This is a genomic window from Flavobacterium sp. FlaQc-30 (genome assembly GCF_044005885.1).
Taxonomy (GTDB): domain Bacteria; phylum Bacteroidota; class Bacteroidia; order Flavobacteriales; family Flavobacteriaceae; genus Flavobacterium.
Genome location: NZ_JBIPCO010000007.1, coordinates 1 through 20535, shown reverse-complemented (window position 1 = coordinate 20535; position 20535 = coordinate 1). Strand labels below are relative to the sequence as shown.

Here is a 20535-nt window from a genome sequence, read left to right as displayed (position 1 = left end):
GCAGTTTTTTTTTACAAACTAATTAATCATTTGATCTCTGGCTTTACTCTTAAACACATAGAAACATAGATTTTTTAATTCTGCAAAAGAGTCTTTAAAAAACTAGTTTTTACACATAGCTATGTGTGTTTATGCAAGTGAAACGCCTATCTTAAATTCAATAAGCTATGTTTCTATGTGTTCGAAAAAAACGTTTTTACTTCTTTTCAGCTATTACCCATTCATCTGTTCTAAAAGGAGAAGCGGGTAAGTTTTCATTGTTGAATAAATTAGGTTCAGGAACAGCTTTCCAAGCAAATCGAACTGCAGCGGGTTCTTTTACTTTAGGCGAAGTGACTACTATTGTTTTTCCTTCAATTTTTGCTTCGGCAGGATAAAAAACTTGGTCATTACCTGCTATTTCAAATTCTTTCAAAGTATCTCCTGTTTTCTTTAATCCAGAATCAGCATAATCAAAAAACAATTGTACTTTTTGTTTCTTGATTTTCATATGATTAAAAATAGGACCTGAATACACTAGTTTATTTTCTCCATACGTTTTAGCTCGTGCGATAAGGGCTAATCTATAACCAACAGTCTGTTTGTCTATCGGGTGAATATTTTGTGCATCTCCAACATCTGTTGTAACAACCATTCCGCTGCTTGGTATTGTTTTCAAAGACATTAATTGGGCTTCTCTTATTTCTGCGTTTTGCCCTTTATGCGGTGTTATCTGCACATAATAAAATGGGAATTCTCCTTGTTTCCATTCTTCTCTCCAGCTTTTTACCATAGTTGGAAATAAACTTCGATACAAATAGGCTTTTCCTGAATTGCTTTCGCCTTGATACCAAATTGCTCCTTTTATTGTGTAATTCACTAAAGGATGAAGCATAGCATTGTACAAAACATACGAAGTTTTATTGGGTTCTTTTTTGGGCTTTTTTAATTGTGATTTTGGAGCATTTGCTGCGCTTGCAATTCGTTCGTTTGTAAGTGCTAAATAATATGCTTCCAGCTTTTCTTGATATACTTTTTCGTTCCTTGCATCTTCTTGCAAAATGGACAGGAAAGCAACATCTTCTTCTAAAACACTTTGCGCGGTCCAAGCTTCGGCTTTGGTTCCGCCCCAAGAAGTAGATAGTAAACCGATTGGTACATTTAGTTTTTGATACAAATCTCTTCCAAAGAAATAAGCTACTGCCGAGAATGTTTTAATACTTTCAGGTGAACAGATTTTCCAGCTTCCTGTAACATCTTCGAGTGGTTTTGCCGATGCATTGAGTGCAACTGTAAAAAGTCGGATATTAGGAAAAACAGCCTTTTTTACTTCTTCGTCATAGTTTTTGACACCTGTTTTCCAAGTTCCCTCTTCTCTTCCAACAGGGAAAAACATATTTGACTGACCAGAACAAAGCCAAACTTCACCAATAAGAATGTTTTTCAGCGTAATTTTGTTAGAAGCTTCAATTATTATATCGTATGCCGTTTCTCCTCCTTTTGGCGTTTCGACTGTCGTTTTCCAATTTCCTTCGGCATCAGCAGTAACATTTACTGGAAGATTTGACCATCCTAATTGAATGTTTATTTTTTCGTTTGGAGAAGCCCATCCCCATAAATTAACTTTTGTATTTTGCTGTAAAACCATATTATCGCTTACTAGAGCTGGAAGTTTTACCTGCGCTGAAAGTGAGATTTTTGCACTCAAAACCAATAAAAGTAAAAGAATTTTATTTGGATTTTTCATTGTTAGTTTTTTTTATCTAAGTAACACTTTAAATTTAAATTAGCTGTTCTTTTTTTGCATCCTGTGCTTACCTGTTTTTTTTTTACACATAAAACCTAAAAAAGCTGTCTGAAAAAGACAGCTTTTTAAAAACAAAAAATATATAAAAAAAATACTAATTACTAATCGTAACCTAAATTTTGATCATAAAGCCCTGGAACTGCAAGAAGTTCTTGTAACGGAATTGGATATAATAATGAGTTGTTATCGATTGTTCTGATTTTATTCTCAGTATCTTCAGCAATTCTCCAAGCGTTCATCGTAGCCACTGCTTTTCCTGATCTAATTAAATCAAACCATCTTGTTCCTTCTGCAAAAAACTCTTTTCTTCTTTCTTCAAATAATTGATCTAAAGTAATATTTACTGCATTTGCAGGCACGCCAGCTCTGGTTCTTACTCTATTAACAATTGCATCAACATCTGCTTGAGTACCGCCGCCGCCATGAAGTGTACATTCTGCCATAAGCATTAAAACATCAGTATAACGAGTAATCATAAAATCAACTCCCCAATCTTCGCGTCCGTTTCCGTATCTCGCAGGATCGATGTATTTTTTGAAAACCGGCAGGGTGTAACTTCCTTTGTAAGTTCCAGAAGCTACAGTATAACTTGTAGCAATACCATAAAGTTGTCTTTTATCAGCGGCTGTAAACAATTTCATGAAACCAGTCGAAATTGGTCTTGCTTCTAAAGCTCCTTGTGCTGATAAATTTACAGAGGCAAAATAAGGTTCGTACCCTAACTCTACCATAAAGTTTCCTCCTACAGGAGTCGAAATATTTTGTGTGTAAGAAATAGTCAATACGTTTTCTTTATTGGCATTTCCTTCCGTTTTAAAAATTGGTTCGTAATCTGTACCAAAGGCATATAAACCACTCAACTTAATATCATTTAGTTGTTGATACGCTTTGTCCCACTCATTTAAACCTAACATTGCACCGTCAATTCCGTAAGTTGGGCTTGAACGAGTCATATAAACAAGTCCTAAAAGTGCTTTTGCTCCATATTTTGTAACACGTCCGTAATTTGCATTATCATAAGAAGGAAGCAAATCTGGAATTGCCAATTCTAAATCTGAAATAATTAGTTTGTAAACATCTGCAACTGCAGTTCTTTTTATTTTCGAAGCTTCTCCTGCAGTCATTGTTCTGTCAATTAATGGCACACGCCCGAACCATCTTAACAAATCAAAATAACAAAATGCTCTAAGAAAACGTGCTTCGGCAGCCATTGCGGTTTTATCAGCTGGATTTGTAAAAATTACATCTCCTTTTTCTGCAATTTTTTCTAATAACTGATTTGCTTTATAGATTGCATTATAATTGGTAAGATATGCTTCTTTCACATAAGTATTTGAACTGATAGAAGTGTAAAAACTATTAATTCCTTCCCAGTCTCTAGATGCTGTTGTTGTAGCCATCAAGTTATCAGATCTGGTTTCACTTAAATTCATTACTCGGTTTGCATAACCATATACAGTTGCTCCGTGAAAAGCAACAGAATAAGTTGCATTTCTTGCCTGTACAAAATCGCCCGGCGTTGCATAAAAATTTTCGATCGTGCCTTGCGATAAAGGCAGCTGAGTCAGCTCATCTGTACAAGATGATTGTGCGAACAACATTAACGCACCTGCTGCTATGAAGATATATTTTTTCATTTTCGTTTAATTAAAATTAATGTTTAGTCCGATAACTAATGATTTTGCCAAAGGCGCTCCACCGTAATCTACCGGCACAGAGAAATCACTGTTTGAACTTGCTGAAGTATTTACTGCTTCTGGATTGAAACCAACTTTATATTTGTTCCAGTAGAACCAGTTTTCTCCTGTTACATATAATCTTGCATTATCAATTCTTGTAATTCCTTTTAAGGCTTGTCTTAGATTATATCCAATAGAAATACTTCTAATACTTACATAATCTGATTTGTACAACCAGTCAGAATTGGCTTGATACCCAAAAGAAGTTCTCCAGTTTCCTCTAACTGCAGGATCTACATTTAATGAATTTTCTACAGATCCCATTCCAGTACGGTCAATTGCACGACCTGTTAAACCATAAACTGTACCTCCGTTTTGACCTTGAACCAAAACATTTAAATCTAAATCTTTGTATTTAAAACTATTTGTAATTCCCCAAGTGTATTTTGGTGTTGGGTTTCCTAAATCAACACGGTCTTCTGAATTGATTTTTTTATCTCCGTTTTGATCTATATATCTAGGATCTCCTAATACTAATTTATTTCCTCCAATTGTAGTACCTCCAGTATCAATATCTGCTTGCGTAACTACTCCATTTTGTTTTAATCCAAAAATCGTATACATTGGTTTTCCAACTTCTAGTTTAATGAATGGCACACCTCCGTCAAATGAGTTACTAATTTCAATTTTAGATTGATCTGGTCCTAATGCTACTACTTTATTTTCGTTATGACTTATGTTTGCAGATGTTCTCCATTCAAAACTTGGTGTCTTAATGTTTAATGAATTTAGCTCAAATTCCCAACCTTGATTTTGAACTTCTCCAATGTTTGTAAGGTAAGTAGGAAAACCTGAATCTCCAGGAACAGGAACTCTTAAAAGTAATTCGCTGTTGTTTTTTCTGTAAACTTCAAATGTTCCAGAAAGTCTGTTTTTGATAAATCCAAAATCTACTCCAAGATCTATACTTTTTGATTCTTCCCAATGTAAAGTAGGATTTGGAATTGAAGCTGCTCCTTGACCAATTGCTACTGCACCGCCTATTGAATAATTGAATGTTCCAAGCGTTGCATAAGATCCGTAGCTGCCAATATTATTACTTCCGTTTGTACCAGCACTTGCTCTAAGTTTCAAATCGCTAAGCCAGTTCACCTCTTTTAAGAATGATTCTTGCTTAATTCTCCATCCTAATGAAAAGGAGTAAAAATCTCCCCATTTTCTATCAGAACCAAATTTAGATGAGCCGTCACGTCTTATACTTCCTGATAAAATATAACGCTCTTTAAAGTTGTATTGTAAACGAGCGAAGTAAGACAGTAATGTACTTTTTTCTGCATTTGTAGATCCAATTGATCCTGCTGGAAGTGTTTCAATACTTGAACTATTATAAAGTGCTCCAGAAGAAAGTGTCGATTTTGTTATTTCGTATGAGTTGAACGACTGTCCCAAAAGCACATTAAAACTATGGCAGCCAAAAGTTCTGTCATACGTTAACGTATTCTCATTAACGATATTTTGTCTTCTGTAAGTATTATAAGCTCCTCTAATACTTGCTATTACATCATTTGGCGTGTAACTTTCAGTAGTATTATCAGAATTATCAAAGTTAATAGTACTTTTTAAAGTAAAACTTTTAGCGAATTGATAACTTGCATATCCAGAAATTAAATTTCTATACATAGAATTTCTTCCAGTTCTTGCTAAAGCGTTCAACATATTTGTAGTACTGCTTCCCCAAGCATATCTGGTTGTATATTTTTCTCCAGCAGCATTCGAAGCGCTTTCAAAAACTGGCGTGGCAGTAAGTGCTTTAAACAACGTATTATCTTTACCTTCAACACCTGGATCATTCTTAATAGAATAAGAAGGCGCTAAATTAATTCCCATTTTAAAGCTTTCTGATAGTTTCACGTCAACATTTGCTCTTGCTGAGAATAATGAATAATCTGTACCTACAATGTATCCTGTATTTTTTTGATAATTGGCAGACACATAATAATTTACAGCATCTGTAGCTCCTGAAGCAGATAATTGATAATTATTGAATTCTCCGGTACGGAAAACTTTATCCTGCCAATCGATATAATCTAATCCTGGATGTCCCGGAATATCCCATCTGTCATCATACAGATACGTATAATATCTAGTATTTGCTGTTGTAAGCGGTGCTGTTGGGTTTTTTAAATTGTAAGCCGCAATACGTTCTGCATTTGATTGGCTTGCTGATGCTCCTGCTATTCCTGAACCCACCCATTGTGCATCAATCATTGTTTTGGCTCTGTCGATCCATCCTTGAGATGAAAGCATATCCACGCGGTTAGCTTCTTTATTGACCCCGCCGTACATATTAAAAGTAAATTTTGTTTTACCTTTTTTACCTTTTTTAGTGGTGATAATCACAACTCCATTTGAAGCTCTCGAACCATAAATTGCAGCCGCTGCGGCATCTTTTAATACTTCGATAGAAGCTACATCATTTGGATTCATGTTGTCCAGCGGACTTCCGTTTGAGAATGATCCATTACTGTTGCTTCCTTCAGTATAAATTGGAAATCCATCAACAACGTACAAAGGCTCATTTCCTGCTGTAATAGAACCAGCTCCTCTAATTTCAATACTAAAAGGCTGTCCTGGCAATCCAGTAGTTTGTTTTACACGAACTCCCGCAACCTGACCAATTAAACCTTGGTCGATTCTCGAAATCGGACGTTCTGTAAAATTCTCTGTTTTTATTCCAGAAATTGCACCGGTTGTTAGTTTTTTCTTTTGTGTGCCGTAACCAATAACTACGACTTCATTTAGGCTTGAGCTTTCTGCATCAAGTGAAACATTGTAACTTGCTGCAGTGCCAATTTTTATTTCCTGCTTGACAAATCCCACAAACGAAAATACTAAAGTCTCTCCCGGAGCAGCATTAATACTGTATTTCCCATCAAAATCAGTACTTGTAGATCTATTCGTTCCCTTGACAATTACATTTACGCCGGGTATCGATAATTTGGCTGGGTCAGTAACGGTTCCTGTAACCGTTTTTCCTTGCGCATAACCTGATGAATACACTAGTACACATAAGGCTATAATCAGCAAAAGATTAAGCTTGTTTTTCATAAAAAGTTAAATTTGGTTAGGTAATTAGTTCAAACCAAATTTATTTAGAAGCGACTTTCACGGCATCCTGTAGTATCCTGTTAACTTTCAATATATTACAAAACAATATTAAGTTTACTTTAACAAAAAACAACTCAACTACTTGATTTACAACCAATAATTGCACACAAAACACACAAATACATTATACTAAATTTTAGTAAATTATTTTTTCACTATTCCTATTTATTTCCATAAATTAATATCAATTAAAAAACTTTATAACTTATTTAATGATAATTTAATTTTTACAATATTCAACAAAAACAGGACGCAACAGGATAGCATTTTGATGGGTTGCTTATACTTTTACTTTTGTACAGTGAATTTTAAATCTGTTTTTACGAATTCTGTTTTTACAAAAAATTAATACATTTTAGTAACAGGTAAATCTTTTAGATCAATAATGAAACGACTTCAAACATTCTGCTTTATTACCTTATTTTTTATTTGTAATTACAATCTTTCTGCGCAGGACAGCAATACTTCACCGTGGCCAAAATCTACAAACATAAATCAGCCATGGACACGCTGGTGGTGGATGGGCAGTGCTGTTGATAAACCAAATTTAAAAAAGACTTTAATCGATTTTAATAAAGCCGGAATTGGCGGTGTAGAGATCACTCCTATCTATGGCGTAAAAGGAGAAGAAAATAATTATATAGATTATCTTTCTCCAAAGTGGATGGAAATGCTGGATTACACTATTCAGACTGCTGACAGCCTGAAAATGCAGGTTGATATGGTTTTAGGTACTGGATGGCCTTATGGCGGATCGCATGTTACTTTGCCTTATGCTGCAACTAAACTCATTGTTGAAAAATATCCGCTTAAAAAAAATGAAACATTTGATCGAAATATAACACTTGACAGCAGTAAAGAAAAAACTCCTGCTGAACTTTTATATGTTGTAGCTTACGGAAGCGATGGTTCTTACATAAATTTAACGGACAATCTCGAAAAAAACAAAGCAGCCTCAAAAGATAAAGGAATTGAGGGATCTTCAATTAAGCTTCCCAATAAAATGGAACCAAACCGACTAAACTGGAAAGCTAAACAAACCAATTATACCATTTATGCCGTCTTTAGCGGAAAAACAGGACAGCAGGTAAAAAGAGCCGCTCCCGGAGGAAAAGGATATACTTTAGATCATTACTCAGCAGAAGCTTTAAATGCATATGTAGTTCCGTTTAACAATGCTCTTAAGGGTAGAGAAGGAAAAATAAGAGCTGTTTTTAATGACAGCTTTGAAGTTTACGGAACCGATTTTACGCCCAATTTCTTTGAAGAATTTCAAAAATTAAGAGGTTACGATTTAAAAAAACAGCTTTCGATTTTATTGAATGAAACTGACAATGAAATTGGAAATCGAATTAGAAGCGACTATCGTCAAACTATCGCTGATTTATTACTCAATAAGTTTGATAAGTCATGGACAAACTGGGCACATTCAAAAAAATTTAAAACAAAACTGCAGGCACATGGTTCACCGGGTAATTTAATAGATTTGTATGCATCTGCTGATATTCCAGAATGCGAAACTTTTGGTTCTATGCCATTTGATATTCCGGGTTTTCGACGTGAAAAAGAAGATATTCGTGAAGGCGATGCTGATCCAGTAATGCTAAAATTTGCATCGTCGGCAGCACATATTTCTGGGAAAAATTTAGTCTCTTCTGAAACTTTCACGTGGCTGCGAGAACATTTTAAAACCGCACTGTCACAATGCAAACCCGAAGCCGAAGATTTAATGCTAAATGGTGTTAATCATATTTTTCTACACGGCTCTACTTACTCTCCAACTCGCGCTGCATGGCCGGGATGGGAATTTTATGCCTCTGTTAATTTTAATACTAATAATACCATTTGGGAAGATGCTCCCGCTTTGTTTTCTTATATTTCAAATTGCCAATCGATGCTTCAACAAGGAAAATCTGATAATGAAATCCTTCTTTATTGGCCCATTTTTGATACTTGGGATAAATTTCAAAATGGAAATTTGTTTTATCAGTTCAAAATACACTCTTTATCAGAATGGCTATACGGAACTTCTTTCTATGACACTACAAAAAGCCTGATGAAAAAAGGATATAGTGTTGATTTTATCTCGGATAATTTTATCACCGAAGCAACAGTTGCAAATGGGAATATAATAGTGTCTGGAGTACGTTATAAATCATTGGTTATTCCATCTTGCAAAAAAATGCCGTTTGCAACCATGCAAAAACTAATCGAACTAAAAAAAGCGGGAGCAATAATCATCTTTGAAGGTCTGCCAGAATCTGTTCCGGGTTTCAATGATTATAAAAAACAAGAACAAAATCTTCAAAATCTTTTAACCTCAAATAAAAATACAATTGAGCCAGTTTCTGATGTTTTAAAAGCTTTAGAAAATCTCAAGATTCAGCCTGAAAACCTTGTCAATACAGGACTTAAATTCATCAGACGAGATGTTGACGGCGAAAAAATTTATTATGTAGTAAATCACACTACAAAAACAATAGATGATTTTATTCCGCTGCAAATTGAAAATAAAGAGGTTGTTATTTTTGATCCTTTAACAAAAGCATACGGCAATGCTCAAGTTGACAAAAAGAACGGAATGACCTATGTTAAAATGAAAATAGAACCCGGGCAATCCTATTTTTTAAAAACTGAGAATAGCGCTTCTCAAAAAAAATGGAAATATTATGAAACAGTATCTCCGCAAATTCCTTTAACAGGTACTTGGAAACTAAGTTTTGAAAAAGGCGGGCCGCAATTACCTCAAAGCACCACACTTACCAAATTAGAATCTTGGACAAAATTAAACTCTGAAGCCGAAGCCTTTTCGGGCACAGCTGCTTATATACTGCAGTTTGAGAATCCAAATTCTAAAGTAAGTCATTGGAGTCTTGATCTTGGCGATGTTCGAGAAAGTGCCAAGGTCTGGATAAATAATGAATTTGTAGGTACTGCTTGGTCTGTTCCGTATAAATTGAACATTCAAAAACTAAAACCGGGTAAAAATATTTTGAAAATTGAGGTCACTAATCTTCCTGCAAACAGAATAAGAGATATGGAACTGAAAGGACAGGAATGGAAAATCTTCCATGAAATAAATATGGTTGACAAAGATTACAAAAAATTTGATGCGACAAAATGGAATCCAATGCCATCCGGGCTTCTAGGACCAGTAATACTAACACCTTTAAAAGAACTAAACTAATTATATAACCATCTATTAAAAAATGAAAAAACTATTCTTTCTTTCTCTCCTATTTGTTTTCTCGTCAGGCTGCTTAAATGCTCAAGAGCCTTTTGACAAAAAACAGGTACTGCAGCAAATGATACTTGCAAATGATTATTTTATGCAAAAATGGCCTGATACTGGAAAAACTATAATTACAAACAAAGAACGCCCGAGCAATATTTGGACTCGAGGGGTATATTATGAAGGATTAATGGCTCTGCATGAAATTTATCCTAAAGATTCATTTTATGATTATGCTTATGCATGGGCTGAATTTCATAAATGGGGATTTAATGGCGGTAACGTAACCCGAAACGCTGACAATTACTGCGCTGCACAAACTTATATCGATTTGTATAATTTAGAACCTGATTCTAAAAAGCTCAAAAGCACAAAGGCAAACATTAATATGCTTTTAAATACGCCTCAGGTAAATGACTGGTCATGGATTGACGCTATTCAAATGGGAATGCCTGTTTTTGCAAAAATGGGAGTTTTAGAGAAAGACAATCGTTATTTTGAGAAAATGTATGAAATGTATATGTTCTCTAGAAACAAACATGGAGACAATGGTTTATTCAACCCAAAAGAAGGTTTATGGTGGCGTGATGCTGATTTTGATCCGCCTTACAAAGAGCCAAATGGAAAAAACTGCTACTGGAGCCGCGGAAATGGATGGGTAATTGCAGCTTTGGCAAAGGTTTTAACTATTATTCCAGAAAATGCTCCGCATAGAGATCAATATGTAAAAGATTTGAAGGTCATGGCGGCTGCACTAGTTCCCGTACAAAGAGCAGACGGGTTTTGGAATGTAAGTCTGTATGATCCAACAAATTTTGGCGAAAAAGAAGCCTCTGGCACCGCGCTATTTATTTACGGAATGGCATACGGAATTAACAATGGTCTTTTAAAAAGAGAGATTTATCTGCCTGTAATTCAAAAAGCATGGAAAGCCATAACAACTGAAAGTCTTCACACGAATGGTTTTTTAGGTTATTTACAATCAACAGGAAAAGAACCTAAGGACGGTCAGCCATTATCTTATGACAAAATCCCTGATTTTGAAGATTACGGTTTAGGATGCTTTTTACTAGCTGGATCAGAAATTTATAAGTTAAAATAAAAGAATGGGCATATTAAAATATGCCCATTCTTTTATTTCTATTTCAAGGTACAGATTATGACATTTGAAATAAAGCCTTTTGAAAACTATTAAACTGCATCTGGGTAAAACTTGGATTTGAAAATGCAATTTCTGGCAATTTAGGCATTAGATCGGATTTGTTTTTAAAATATGCTTTTAAATCTCTAAATATTTCTGTTCTGCTTTTTGTAATATCAACTAAACAAAGGTTTTTTATGTCTTCTAGAAAAAACAAGCCGCTTAGAAGATTTTTATTTGAAAAGCAGATCATAACATTTCTCCCTTTTTTATCTAATTTTAAAAAATCGATTAATTCTGATTTCTCATAAATAACAAAAATAGAACGGTCAAAATCTTTTGATTCTTCTTCGTTTTTTAATAAAAATGAATCTTCAGAAAATTCAAATTCATCTTTAAATTTTCTTTTAAACATTTTTAAAAAAACTTTTTTATTATCACGCACTAAAACTCTCTCTTTCCTAATCATCTCTCTTAAAATTATCTATTAAATACTTTATATATCAGCTGTAATTATACTTTTACAACATGAATTACGTTGTTTTCTACAAATGAAATCAACTCCTCTATATTCCTCTCATTAGTCTTTTTATTTGAAATAGAAATAATATATCCATTTCGCTCTTTAAAGTAGAGAAACAAAAACTTCTTGGTTAATATTGCTTTTTCAATTTTACTCCATTTATGTGTGAAATGACCAAACGGCGAATAAACATGGATAAAACAATCTGTAAAACTGATTCTATACTTATTTTTGCCTTTTTCAGATTTCAACTTTTTTGCCAATCGAAAAATGATTTCACAAATTGAATTAACAAAAGAGTATTGAATCATAAGAAAAAGTATAATCAGGACTAAGCTTCTTATTACCCATTCTACAAGATCATCTTGTGTACTTAGGTCAAGAAAAATCAAAAAAAACAATACCGCTCCAAAAAAAAGCAAAATCCAATTTCTATAAATATTTTTAAAATACATTTCGTTTAATTTTTGTATTTCAGAAACATTCAATTCAAATTGTAATGAAAAGTTAGAAGTTCTCATACTCATAATAAAATTGGCAGGCTGGATTTGTTTTCAGTAGAGCAAAATTATAACAAACTCCTAAGCGCATTTGACCACTCTAAGACATAATATTATCAAAATAAGACTTTAATTAACTACAAGAAACCGTTGTAAGAAACATCATAACATAAAATAAGCAATTTTATCGCACAAAACAAATTACCAAACAGCCTCTATAGGTTAAAAAAATATCAAAATAAGCCATAAAAATAATTCGTATTTATTTTATTTTCAAATAGTTAAACAAATAACACATTTAATATCTCTACCTCAAAAAAATAATTACTTTTGCCGAAATCTAGAACGATAAAAAATTTATTTCTTACAAAATGAAATTGGAGTCAACTGAAAAAAAGCTTAAAGAAAGAGTTAAAGAGCTAACATGTCTTCTTGAAATTTCATCGATAATTGCACAAGCAGATCGTGCTGAAAAAAAGATTCTTCAAAAAATAATTCTAAGCACAAAAAAAGCCTATCTGCACAATGACGATATAGTTATTGAACTTCAGATTCAAGATTTCGTTTTGACTACGTCGAAACTGCCAAAACAGAGTGCCTTTCAAATCAGTGATATAACAATTTTGGGAGCAAATACAGGTTTTATAAAAGCACATTATCCTAAAAATAAATACAACAACAGTCATTTTCTTGATGAGGAACAAAAACTCCTTCACGCAATTGCATTTGAAATTGGAAATTACTTAGAAAAGTTTCAAATTTTAGAAAAAAAGAACCAATTGATAAGAGCCATGGAACGCATGGATCGTTTATCAATACTAAGTGAAATGACGGCTGGTATTGCACACGAACTCAACAGTCCTTTGGCGAATATTTTAGGATATGCAGAACTAATCAAACTTAATAATAATGACCCCGAAATTGATGCAGATATTACAACAATAATAAATTCAGCAATTTACAGCAGGAAAATTATAAACAAAATTTTATCATTCACCAGTGATGTTCCATATCATTTAGAAAAACAAGAAATTAAGCCCATTATAACTTTCGCATTTTCGCTTTTAAAGCAAAACTTCCAAAGAAAAGAAATTAAAAATGAACTGCTGTATAAAAATACAATTGATTCTATCTATGTTGATTCTATACAACTAACACAAGCTTTACTAAATATATTAATAAATGCGATCGACGCTTCTCCAGAAAAAAGCATACTAAAAACGACAATTGAAAACGATTTTCACTACTTATTTATCACCATAGAAGATCAAGGTCAAGGTATACAGGAAAACATCAAATCAAAAATATTTGATCCTTTTTTTACAACAAAAGTTTCAAGTGATGGTTGTGGTATAGGCTTGACAATGGTATCTCGAATAGTCAAAATTCATAATGGCGAAATAATAATTAAGGACAATTTTCCTCAAGGAACCATTTTTACAATAAAACTACCTATAACTGAATAAAGATATGCCTTTACGAAAAGAAAAAATACTAATTGTAGATGACAGCTATGAGATGCTTGAGTTAATTCAACGCTATTTAACCAAGCGGAATTATCTTACTTATAAGGCATCTTCTGTCATAGAAGCAATTGAAGTTCTAAAACACAACTCAATTGATTTGTTGGTTACAGATTTTTACATGCCTGAACTTAACGGTACAGAGTTGTTAAAATATGCTGCCGAACATTTTCCATCGCTTCCAAAATTAGTTATAACAGGAATGCCGTCTATTGCGAATGCCATAAATGCCTTAAAATCTGGTGCATTAGACTATCTAGCTAAGCCCTTTACTGCTGAAGAATTTTATCTAGCTGTTGAAAACTCGCTTTTAAGAGCAAAAAACAACCAAATATTATCCTCAGAAGGCAAACTTTCATTATCCGAAGAGAATAATTATGCCGGAATAATCGGGTATTCTAAGCAATTTAAAAAATTGGTTGACACAATAGAGCGCGTAAAAAGCAACACTGCAAATGTATTAATCGAAGGTGAAAGCGGTACAAGTAAAGAATTAATTGCAAGAGCCATTCATTATCAAGGTGCCCGAGCCAAAATGCCGTTTATAACAATCAATTGCGGCGGAATTCCCGAAAGTCTTATAGAGTCGGAACTATTTGGTCATGCGAAAGGTGCATTTACAGGCGCAGCAGAATCAAGAATTGGCTTATTTCAGGCTGCACATAAAGGAACCATTTTCTTAGATGAAATTGGCAATGCTCCAATGACTGTGCAGACAAGACTTTTAAAAGTTCTGCAAGAAAAAGAAATCACCAAAATAGGTTCAACAGTAACCGAAAAAATAGATATTAGAATAATAGCTGCTACTAATAATGATCTATCACAAATGATTTCAAAAGGTACTTTTAGAGAAGATCTTTACTATCGTCTTAATGTCGTAAATATAAAAACCGCTCCATTAAGAGACCGAAAAGAAGATATCTTACCAATTGCCAAACATTTCATTTCAAAATACTGCCTTGAATACGAAAAGCCTGAAGCAATAATCGATAATAAAGCCTCCGAAATTTTGTTTCGTTATAATTGGCCGGGTAACATCAGAGAACTTGAAAACATAATACAAAGAATGATTATTATGAGTGATAATACAATTTCTGTCGAAAACATTCCTGAACACTTAAAATATCATTTTTCTGAAAATATAGAATCGCTAAAATCATTGAAAGAATTTGAAAAAGAGCAGATTTTAAAAATATTAAATGTTGTAGGTAATAATAAAACAAAAGCAGCAAAAATCCTGCAAATTGACAGAAAAACTTTAAATCAAAAATTAACAAACTAAAACGGGGAATTATTCCCATAACCGGGAATAATTCCAAAGCAAAAAAGTCTCATTTTTATTAAATTAAAAATTAATTAATTGACACCCAACTACTAAACAAAAATAACAATATTAGGCACGCCTTTTGTCTACTATAAGACAAACAAGTATCAAAATAGGATTTATATTACAAAATAATAAAAGCAGAACTTTACCACCCTGCCCCTATTGTTACCTCCCTACTGTCCAAAAACACTTTGAAAATCAATTAATTAACAAAAAAAAATATTAACTTTATCAAAACAAACAATTCTTCAGGTGAAAACAATAGAACATTACTATGATGCCAATCTAAACTGGACAGTAGATTTGGCAAAGCAATTTGGGGGAAAAATAGACGGAAATTTTATTATAGTACCTGAAGATATACAAACTGGAACTAGATACTTTCTCGATTGCGGAGATGGAATTATTGCTTATTATATTGATGTAGAGTATAAAAAAAACCTTCATCTTATACAAAAAAATTTAAATGATGATTTTGTCGCATTTTACTATAATCTTACAGAAGGTGATGCTACCATTTCTATCCATAATTTTCTATATAATGTGTCTAAATGGCAATATAATTTATCCGTGATCGATGGATCACTAGAGTCTGACTATCATGTAACAGCTGGCAGTAAAGCATACGCCCTTTGTATATTTATTAAAAAGAGTGCCATAAAAGAATTTGTAGTAAAAAATCATTTAACAATAACAAATATTAATGAAGTTATTGACCCTGAAAAAAATACAATGGTTCGCTTTGATAGAATGAGCAGTGACAGTTATAATTTATTAACTGACTTAAGAAAAAAAGAAGTAGGCGGTCCTATTTTTAACCTCCATCTTATTGGCACAGTTCATATGCTCATTGCAAATTACCTAAAAAAAATAGCCAGCAAACGTCTCATAATTCAAAGAGTTAATCAATTAGATTTAGCCGCTATCATTTCAATTCAAATGTATCTAATTCAAAATATCGAAGGTCATTTTCCAAGTATTAAGTCCTTATCTGAAAAAGCCAATATGTCAGAATCAAAATTTAAGGCTCTTTTTAGTAAAATAACCTGCCAGACTCCAAGTTCATTTTTTATGGAGTGTAAATTATTGCTTGCCAAAGATTTATTGGAAACAAAACAGTTAACAATTTCTCAAATTTCTGATCAATTACATTTTACTCATAATTCTTATTTCGCATCAAAATTTAAAGACCATTTTGGTCTATCTCCAAAAGCTTACGTACAACAGTTATAAAATATCGTCAAGTAAATAAGTTTAATTTTAATACTGCTTTTAAAAATAAAAATTTATCTATGAAGAAAATATTTCATTATTATAGCCTAACCCCAGAATGGCTTCACAAATTAGCGGAACAAGTTGAAACAACAGTAATAGATGATAAAATAATAAAATTTCCAAAGAAAATTGGTAATGGATGTTTGTATTTTACTCCTATAACACCTGGTATTTCGATTGTTTTTATGGACGTAATCCTTAACACTTCTCTAAAAATATGTCGAGAACCTTCTGAAAATGAATTGTATATTTTTCATTATGATTTAAGTGAACATGTAAATATTATAAAGATTAATAATGAAAATTATGAAATTGGATCTTTTGATAAATTGGATCTGGCTATTATTGACAACCAAATCGCAAGCTCTTTCAAACCTAACCTGCACGAACGAACTTTTGCATTGAGAATACTTGTAGACAAAAACTTACTAAATGACTTTATTGCAAAATACTCTGTAAAATTACATGAAAACAAATCCTATGAAAAATCTAATTCCAGCTTTTACCATTATGGGCACATTGACAGTAACAGCACTTTATTGCTTAAGTCATTAAAAAGTAAATCAATAAATGATTTATCTTTTGATTCCTTTTTAAAAGGTATATCATTAAAACTGCTTGGTAATTTTTTTAGTAAATTCTATGACGCTGAACATAAAGCCAATCTTGCAACCAATGCAGAAGATGAAGCAATTTATAAAACAAAAACATATCTTCTTGATAATTTATCAGGTCCTTTTCCCTCTCTGACTTTTTTAGCTGCGATGGCAGGAATGTCAGAGTCTAAATACAAAATGTTGTTTAAACAATGTATGAACATAACTCCAAATTATTTCTTTATCAATGAAAAAATGAAATATGCTCAAAAACTATTGCAAAGCGGAAATTATAATTCTCTTACCGAAATCCTCTACGAATTCAATTACAGTAAATTAAGCTATTTTTCATCTCAATATTATAAGTATTTCAACAGAAAACCCAGTCAGGATTTTGTAAGAAAGTATCAAGCAAAAAAATAAAAAAAATGCCCCAAAAAAGTATCTTACTTTTAGGGGCATTCTTTTATAAACCATTTATCGCTATTTTATTGCAGCTATCATATTTTTATTTTACGTTTATAATAAAGTCTGAGCGTCTATTTAATTGATGTTCAGCTTCGGTACATGGCACACCGTTAGTACATTTATTTAGTATTTTAGTTTCTCCAAATCCTTTACCTGAAACACGATCAGCAGGAATACCATGTTTTACAATATAATCAACAGTAGCTTTAGCTCTATTTTCAGACAAAGTCATATTAAACTCATCACGCCCTCTACTATCAGTATACGAATTGACTTGTACTGTAATACTTGGACGAGTCAACAATGTCTCTACAACTTTATCTAGTTCTGCTTTTGACGATTCACGTATTTTATAGCCATTGTAATCAAAATAAATTGGTTTTAGATTCAATACTTCGTTTAAATTATTTCCAGGTTGCATTGTTTTAATTTGATTATCAACAACTACTTCCATTTCATTTACAAAATCAAATGAATATTCTCTTTTTTCTAATGGCTTAAATGGAGGTGCAATTTGAATTTTTTCTGCTATAGCTGTCTTTTTATAGATTATTTTATAATCGATAAAAGGCATCAATTCTGCAGAATATTTTCCGTCTTTATCAGTATAAACTGTATTAATTAATTCATTGTCTAAATTATAAATTTCGACAGCTGCTCCTTCAATTCGTCCGCCTGAAGTATATTTCAATGTACCAAAAACAATAGGTTTTATATTAAAATCAAATGCTACTGGACGATTTTCAGTAAAACTGAAGATATCATCATTTCCATTCCTGTCAGAAGAGAAATATCCCATTTTAGTTTTTCCATTAATACCATATGCAAAGTCATCAGAACTGCTGTTTACTCCATCGCCTAAATTCACTACATGATATACACCTGCGGCATCTTTCATTGCAGCAAAGACATCTAAACCACCTAATCCGGGATGTCCGTCAGAAGAAAAATATAAAATCCCTGATGCATCCATAAACGGGTATGTTTCTCTTCCTAAAGTGTTAATTTCATCACTCAATTTAGTAACATCATTCCCCACAAAACCTCCTTTTCTTAAACTTACTACATATAAATCAGAATTACCAAATGAATTGTTTCTATCAGACACAAAGAAGAGTTCTGTTTCATCTGGACTTAAAGCAGGATGAGCTGATGAAAAACCATCGCTGTTTACTGGATATGCAAGTTCTTTTACATTCTTCCATTTTCCTCCAATATTTTGAGCGGAATAAATTTTTAAATATGTAGTTCCTTTTTTGTCTTCCCCTAATTTTCCATCAATATAATTGTTTCTGGTAAAAAACATGGTTTTACCATCTTTAGTAATTGCTGGAGTGCTTTGGTGATATTCTGTATTTATATCCCCTTTCAACAAAGTTGGATTTTGTAAACCTCCATCAGCAGTAATATCAGCCTGATATAATTTTAAGAATGATTTCTCGTTCCAGCTGTGCTTACGTTTAAATACTCCCCCTGTATCTCTTGCTGAGGTATAAACAACTTTATTTGATCCATAAAAAACACCTCCAAAATCTGAAGATGAAGTATTAATATCTACAGGTTTAAAAGTATAACGCCCCGATTGTTTTTTAATTCCTTCTAATAATTTTATTTCATTCCAATCTTCACTTAGATCTTTTTGTCCGGAACGTTTGTAATATTTTTTTATTACTGCCTCTGCTTCACTGTATTTTTGAGAGTTGTTTAGTGTTTGCGCATATCTAAAATAATATTCTGGATTAATATTATCTGTAGAACTCATAACTTTAGAATAACATTTTTCTGCTTCTGGATAATTCCCATTATAATAGTATGAATCTCCTAATTTTTGGTATAATTCTATTGAATTATTTCCTTTACTAATTTGGTTCTCATATAATTTAATTGCTTTTATAAATGCAAACTTATCATAAGCGTCATTTGCTTTTTGCACTTTTTTATCTTGAGCATTTATATTCCCAATACTTAGTATACAAGCTATTAGGAAAACAAAAATAAAATTTGAATTTTTATAAATCATTATAGTATATATTTTGGTTATTAGAAAAATCTTGGCGTAACTAATCTTGTTTTAGATCTGCTTAACAAATCAAATCTCAGAAAAACCTCATGAGACCCTGAATTGTAATTTCCTATATTATTGGTATCATGATCATATGCATACCCTACTTGAATACCGTTTGTGACTTGAAAACCTGCCAATGCACTTACCGCTGCATCCCAACGATAAGCTGCTCCAATTGTGAACTTGTCACTGAATAAAAAGTTTGCAGAAACATCAACTGCAACTGGTGCACCGGGAACTGCTTTTATTAAGGCTGCCGGCTTAAATTTTAAATACGGATTAAGATCAAATACATAACCTCCCATTAAATAAATATGTGATTTTTCAGCATAGGTTGTTGCCTTAACATCATCATAAAAAGAGGTTTTTAAAAGCTGCGGAACTGACAATCCTACATACCAATTATAAGAATGTACATAAAACCCTGCTCCTACATTTGGAGAAAATTGAGAAATCTTACCTGATAAGTACGGGTCAGGATTTTGTGTATTCAATTTAGTATAGTCAACATCGAAATTGTTGAAACCTCCAGAGATTCCAAATGAATACTTAATATCTGTACTTCCTAAAATAGTGTACGAATAATTTACTGTTGCACCTGTAGATGTTACTGGGCCAATTTTATCACTTACTACATTTAATCCTAAACCACTATGGATTCCTAATGGTGACTGCACCGAAAAATTCATTGTTTTCGGAGCTCCATCAAGACCTATCCATTGTGTTCTGTATAAAGCCATAGCACTTAACACTTCTCTTGATCCTGTATACCCTGGATTAAAAGTCATTGTATTATACATGTATTGTGTATACTGGGATTCCTGCTGAGCCGAAGCACTCCAAATTCCTATTAACAATATTATTACTGTGTAAAAAATATTTTTCATTACATAAATTAATTTTAATTATTATTAAATAGTTCTTTTATAATTTTATAGTAAATATTACGTTGCAAAATTCTTTCTATTCTATAACTATTTTTACTAGTAAAAGTTTTTAAAATAACAGATTAAGACAATTCTGCCCACTTGACTTAAAAACAACATAAATACCTGTATAGCAGATTATTGATTATCTACAATTGATAATTGAATTGTGTATTATGAGTTTACATTATATAAAAAAAGGACCGCTCTCGCAGTCCTGTTTCCATTTTTAAGTATTGGTTAGTTAGTAATTACTGATTATTTGTTATTGATTACTAATATACAGATAACCTGATCTTTGTACTTGTTTTCCGCTGTCATCGTAC

General features: G+C 32.5%; 13 protein-coding genes. 6 read left to right on the top strand and 7 right to left on the bottom strand.

From position 1 onward, the window contains the following. Positions 1-196 precede the first annotated feature (196 nt). From ACHRV0_RS15735 to ACHRV0_RS15725, 3 genes are all read right to left on the bottom strand, one after another. Positions 197-1726 (bottom strand): sialate O-acetylesterase, encoded by a 1530-nt coding sequence (locus ACHRV0_RS15735; RefSeq protein ID WP_395441523.1) that lies wholly within the window; start codon positions 1724-1726, stop codon positions 197-199. A gap of 161 nt (positions 1727-1887) precedes the next feature. Continuing rightward, a complete protein-coding gene (locus ACHRV0_RS15730; protein ID WP_129024867.1) occupies positions 1888-3423 on the bottom strand; it encodes a RagB/SusD family nutrient uptake outer membrane protein in 1536 nt (511 codons plus the stop codon). Between the two features lie 6 nt (positions 3424-3429). Next, a complete protein-coding gene (locus tag ACHRV0_RS15725) occupies positions 3430-6573 on the bottom strand; it encodes a SusC/RagA family TonB-linked outer membrane protein (protein ID WP_395441522.1) in 3144 nt (1047 codons plus the stop codon). A 445-nt stretch (positions 6574-7018) separates the two neighbouring features. Here ACHRV0_RS15725 and ACHRV0_RS15720 point away from each other — a divergent pair, with 445 nt between their 5' ends. Continuing rightward, positions 7019-9820, top strand: coding sequence for a glycosyl hydrolase (locus tag ACHRV0_RS15720; RefSeq protein ID WP_395441521.1), 2802 nt, complete (start codon positions 7019-7021; stop codon positions 9818-9820). A 22-nt stretch (positions 9821-9842) separates the two neighbouring features. After that, positions 9843-10967: a glycoside hydrolase family 88 protein gene (locus ACHRV0_RS15715; protein WP_395441520.1), complete on the top strand. Its 1125-nt coding sequence runs from the start codon at positions 9843-9845 to the stop codon at positions 10965-10967. 55 nt (positions 10968-11022) lie between these two features. Here ACHRV0_RS15715 and ACHRV0_RS15710 read toward each other — a convergent pair whose 3' ends face one another. Continuing rightward, positions 11023-11421 (bottom strand): hypothetical protein, encoded by a 399-nt coding sequence (locus ACHRV0_RS15710; protein ID WP_395441519.1) that lies wholly within the window; start codon positions 11419-11421, stop codon positions 11023-11025. Positions 11422-11519: 98 nt separating this feature from the next. Continuing rightward, positions 11520-12050 (bottom strand): YcxB family protein, encoded by a 531-nt coding sequence (locus ACHRV0_RS15705; protein ID WP_395441518.1) that lies wholly within the window; start codon positions 12048-12050, stop codon positions 11520-11522. Between the two features lie 350 nt (positions 12051-12400). Here ACHRV0_RS15705 and ACHRV0_RS15700 point away from each other — a divergent pair, with 350 nt between their 5' ends. From ACHRV0_RS15700 to ACHRV0_RS15685, 4 genes are all read left to right on the top strand, one after another. Then, positions 12401-13495 carry a sensor histidine kinase gene (locus tag ACHRV0_RS15700; protein ID WP_395441517.1) on the top strand — a complete coding sequence of 365 codons (1095 nt, stop codon included), beginning with the start codon at positions 12401-12403 and terminating at the stop codon, positions 13493-13495. A 4-nt stretch (positions 13496-13499) separates the two neighbouring features. Further along, positions 13500-14834, top strand: coding sequence for a sigma-54-dependent transcriptional regulator (locus ACHRV0_RS15695; RefSeq protein WP_395441516.1), 1335 nt, complete (start codon positions 13500-13502; stop codon positions 14832-14834). A 297-nt stretch (positions 14835-15131) separates the two neighbouring features. Then, a complete protein-coding gene (locus ACHRV0_RS15690) occupies positions 15132-16112 on the top strand; it encodes a helix-turn-helix transcriptional regulator (protein WP_395441515.1) in 981 nt (326 codons plus the stop codon). A 59-nt stretch (positions 16113-16171) separates the two neighbouring features. Further along, complete coding sequence (locus tag ACHRV0_RS15685; RefSeq protein WP_395441514.1) at positions 16172-17173, top strand: helix-turn-helix domain-containing protein; 1002 nt, start codon at positions 16172-16174, stop codon at positions 17171-17173. Positions 17174-17258: 85 nt separating this feature from the next. Here ACHRV0_RS15685 and ACHRV0_RS15680 read toward each other — a convergent pair whose 3' ends face one another. Further along, entirely contained in the window at positions 17259-19238 is a 1980-nt protein-coding gene (locus ACHRV0_RS15680) for an OmpA family protein (RefSeq protein WP_395441513.1), read from the bottom strand. Positions 19239-19258: 20 nt separating this feature from the next. Beyond that, on the bottom strand, positions 19259-20170 hold the full coding sequence (locus tag ACHRV0_RS15675) for a type IX secretion system membrane protein PorP/SprF (RefSeq protein ID WP_395441512.1): 912 nt from the start codon (positions 20168-20170) through the stop codon (positions 19259-19261). Positions 20171-20535 lie beyond the last annotated feature (365 nt).

Excerpts from the sequence above, each read along its gene's own strand:
- ACHRV0_RS15735 (WP_395441523.1), bottom strand. The coding sequence starts at position 1,726 with ATGAAAAATCCAAATAAAATTCTTTTACTTTTATTGGTTTTGAGTGCA.
- ACHRV0_RS15730 (WP_129024867.1), bottom strand. The coding sequence starts at position 3,423 with ATGAAAAAATATATCTTCATAGCAGCAGGTGCGTTAATGTTGTTCGCA.
- ACHRV0_RS15725 (WP_395441522.1), bottom strand. The coding sequence starts at position 6,573 with ATGAAAAACAAGCTTAATCTTTTGCTGATTATAGCCTTATGTGTACTA.
- ACHRV0_RS15720 (WP_395441521.1), top strand. The coding sequence starts at position 7,019 with ATGAAACGACTTCAAACATTCTGCTTTATTACCTTATTTTTTATTTGT.
- ACHRV0_RS15715 (WP_395441520.1), top strand. The coding sequence starts at position 9,843 with ATGAAAAAACTATTCTTTCTTTCTCTCCTATTTGTTTTCTCGTCAGGC.
- ACHRV0_RS15710 (WP_395441519.1), bottom strand. The coding sequence starts at position 11,421 with ATGTTTAAAAGAAAATTTAAAGATGAATTTGAATTTTCTGAAGATTCA.
- ACHRV0_RS15705 (WP_395441518.1), bottom strand. The coding sequence starts at position 12,050 with ATGAGAACTTCTAACTTTTCATTACAATTTGAATTGAATGTTTCTGAA.
- ACHRV0_RS15700 (WP_395441517.1), top strand. The coding sequence starts at position 12,401 with ATGAAATTGGAGTCAACTGAAAAAAAGCTTAAAGAAAGAGTTAAAGAG.
- ACHRV0_RS15695 (WP_395441516.1), top strand. The coding sequence starts at position 13,500 with ATGCCTTTACGAAAAGAAAAAATACTAATTGTAGATGACAGCTATGAG.
- ACHRV0_RS15685 (WP_395441514.1), top strand. The coding sequence starts at position 16,172 with ATGAAGAAAATATTTCATTATTATAGCCTAACCCCAGAATGGCTTCAC.
- ACHRV0_RS15680 (WP_395441513.1), bottom strand. The coding sequence starts at position 19,238 with ATGATTTATAAAAATTCAAATTTTATTTTTGTTTTCCTAATAGCTTGT.
- ACHRV0_RS15675 (WP_395441512.1), bottom strand. The coding sequence starts at position 20,170 with ATGAAAAATATTTTTTACACAGTAATAATATTGTTAATAGGAATTTGG.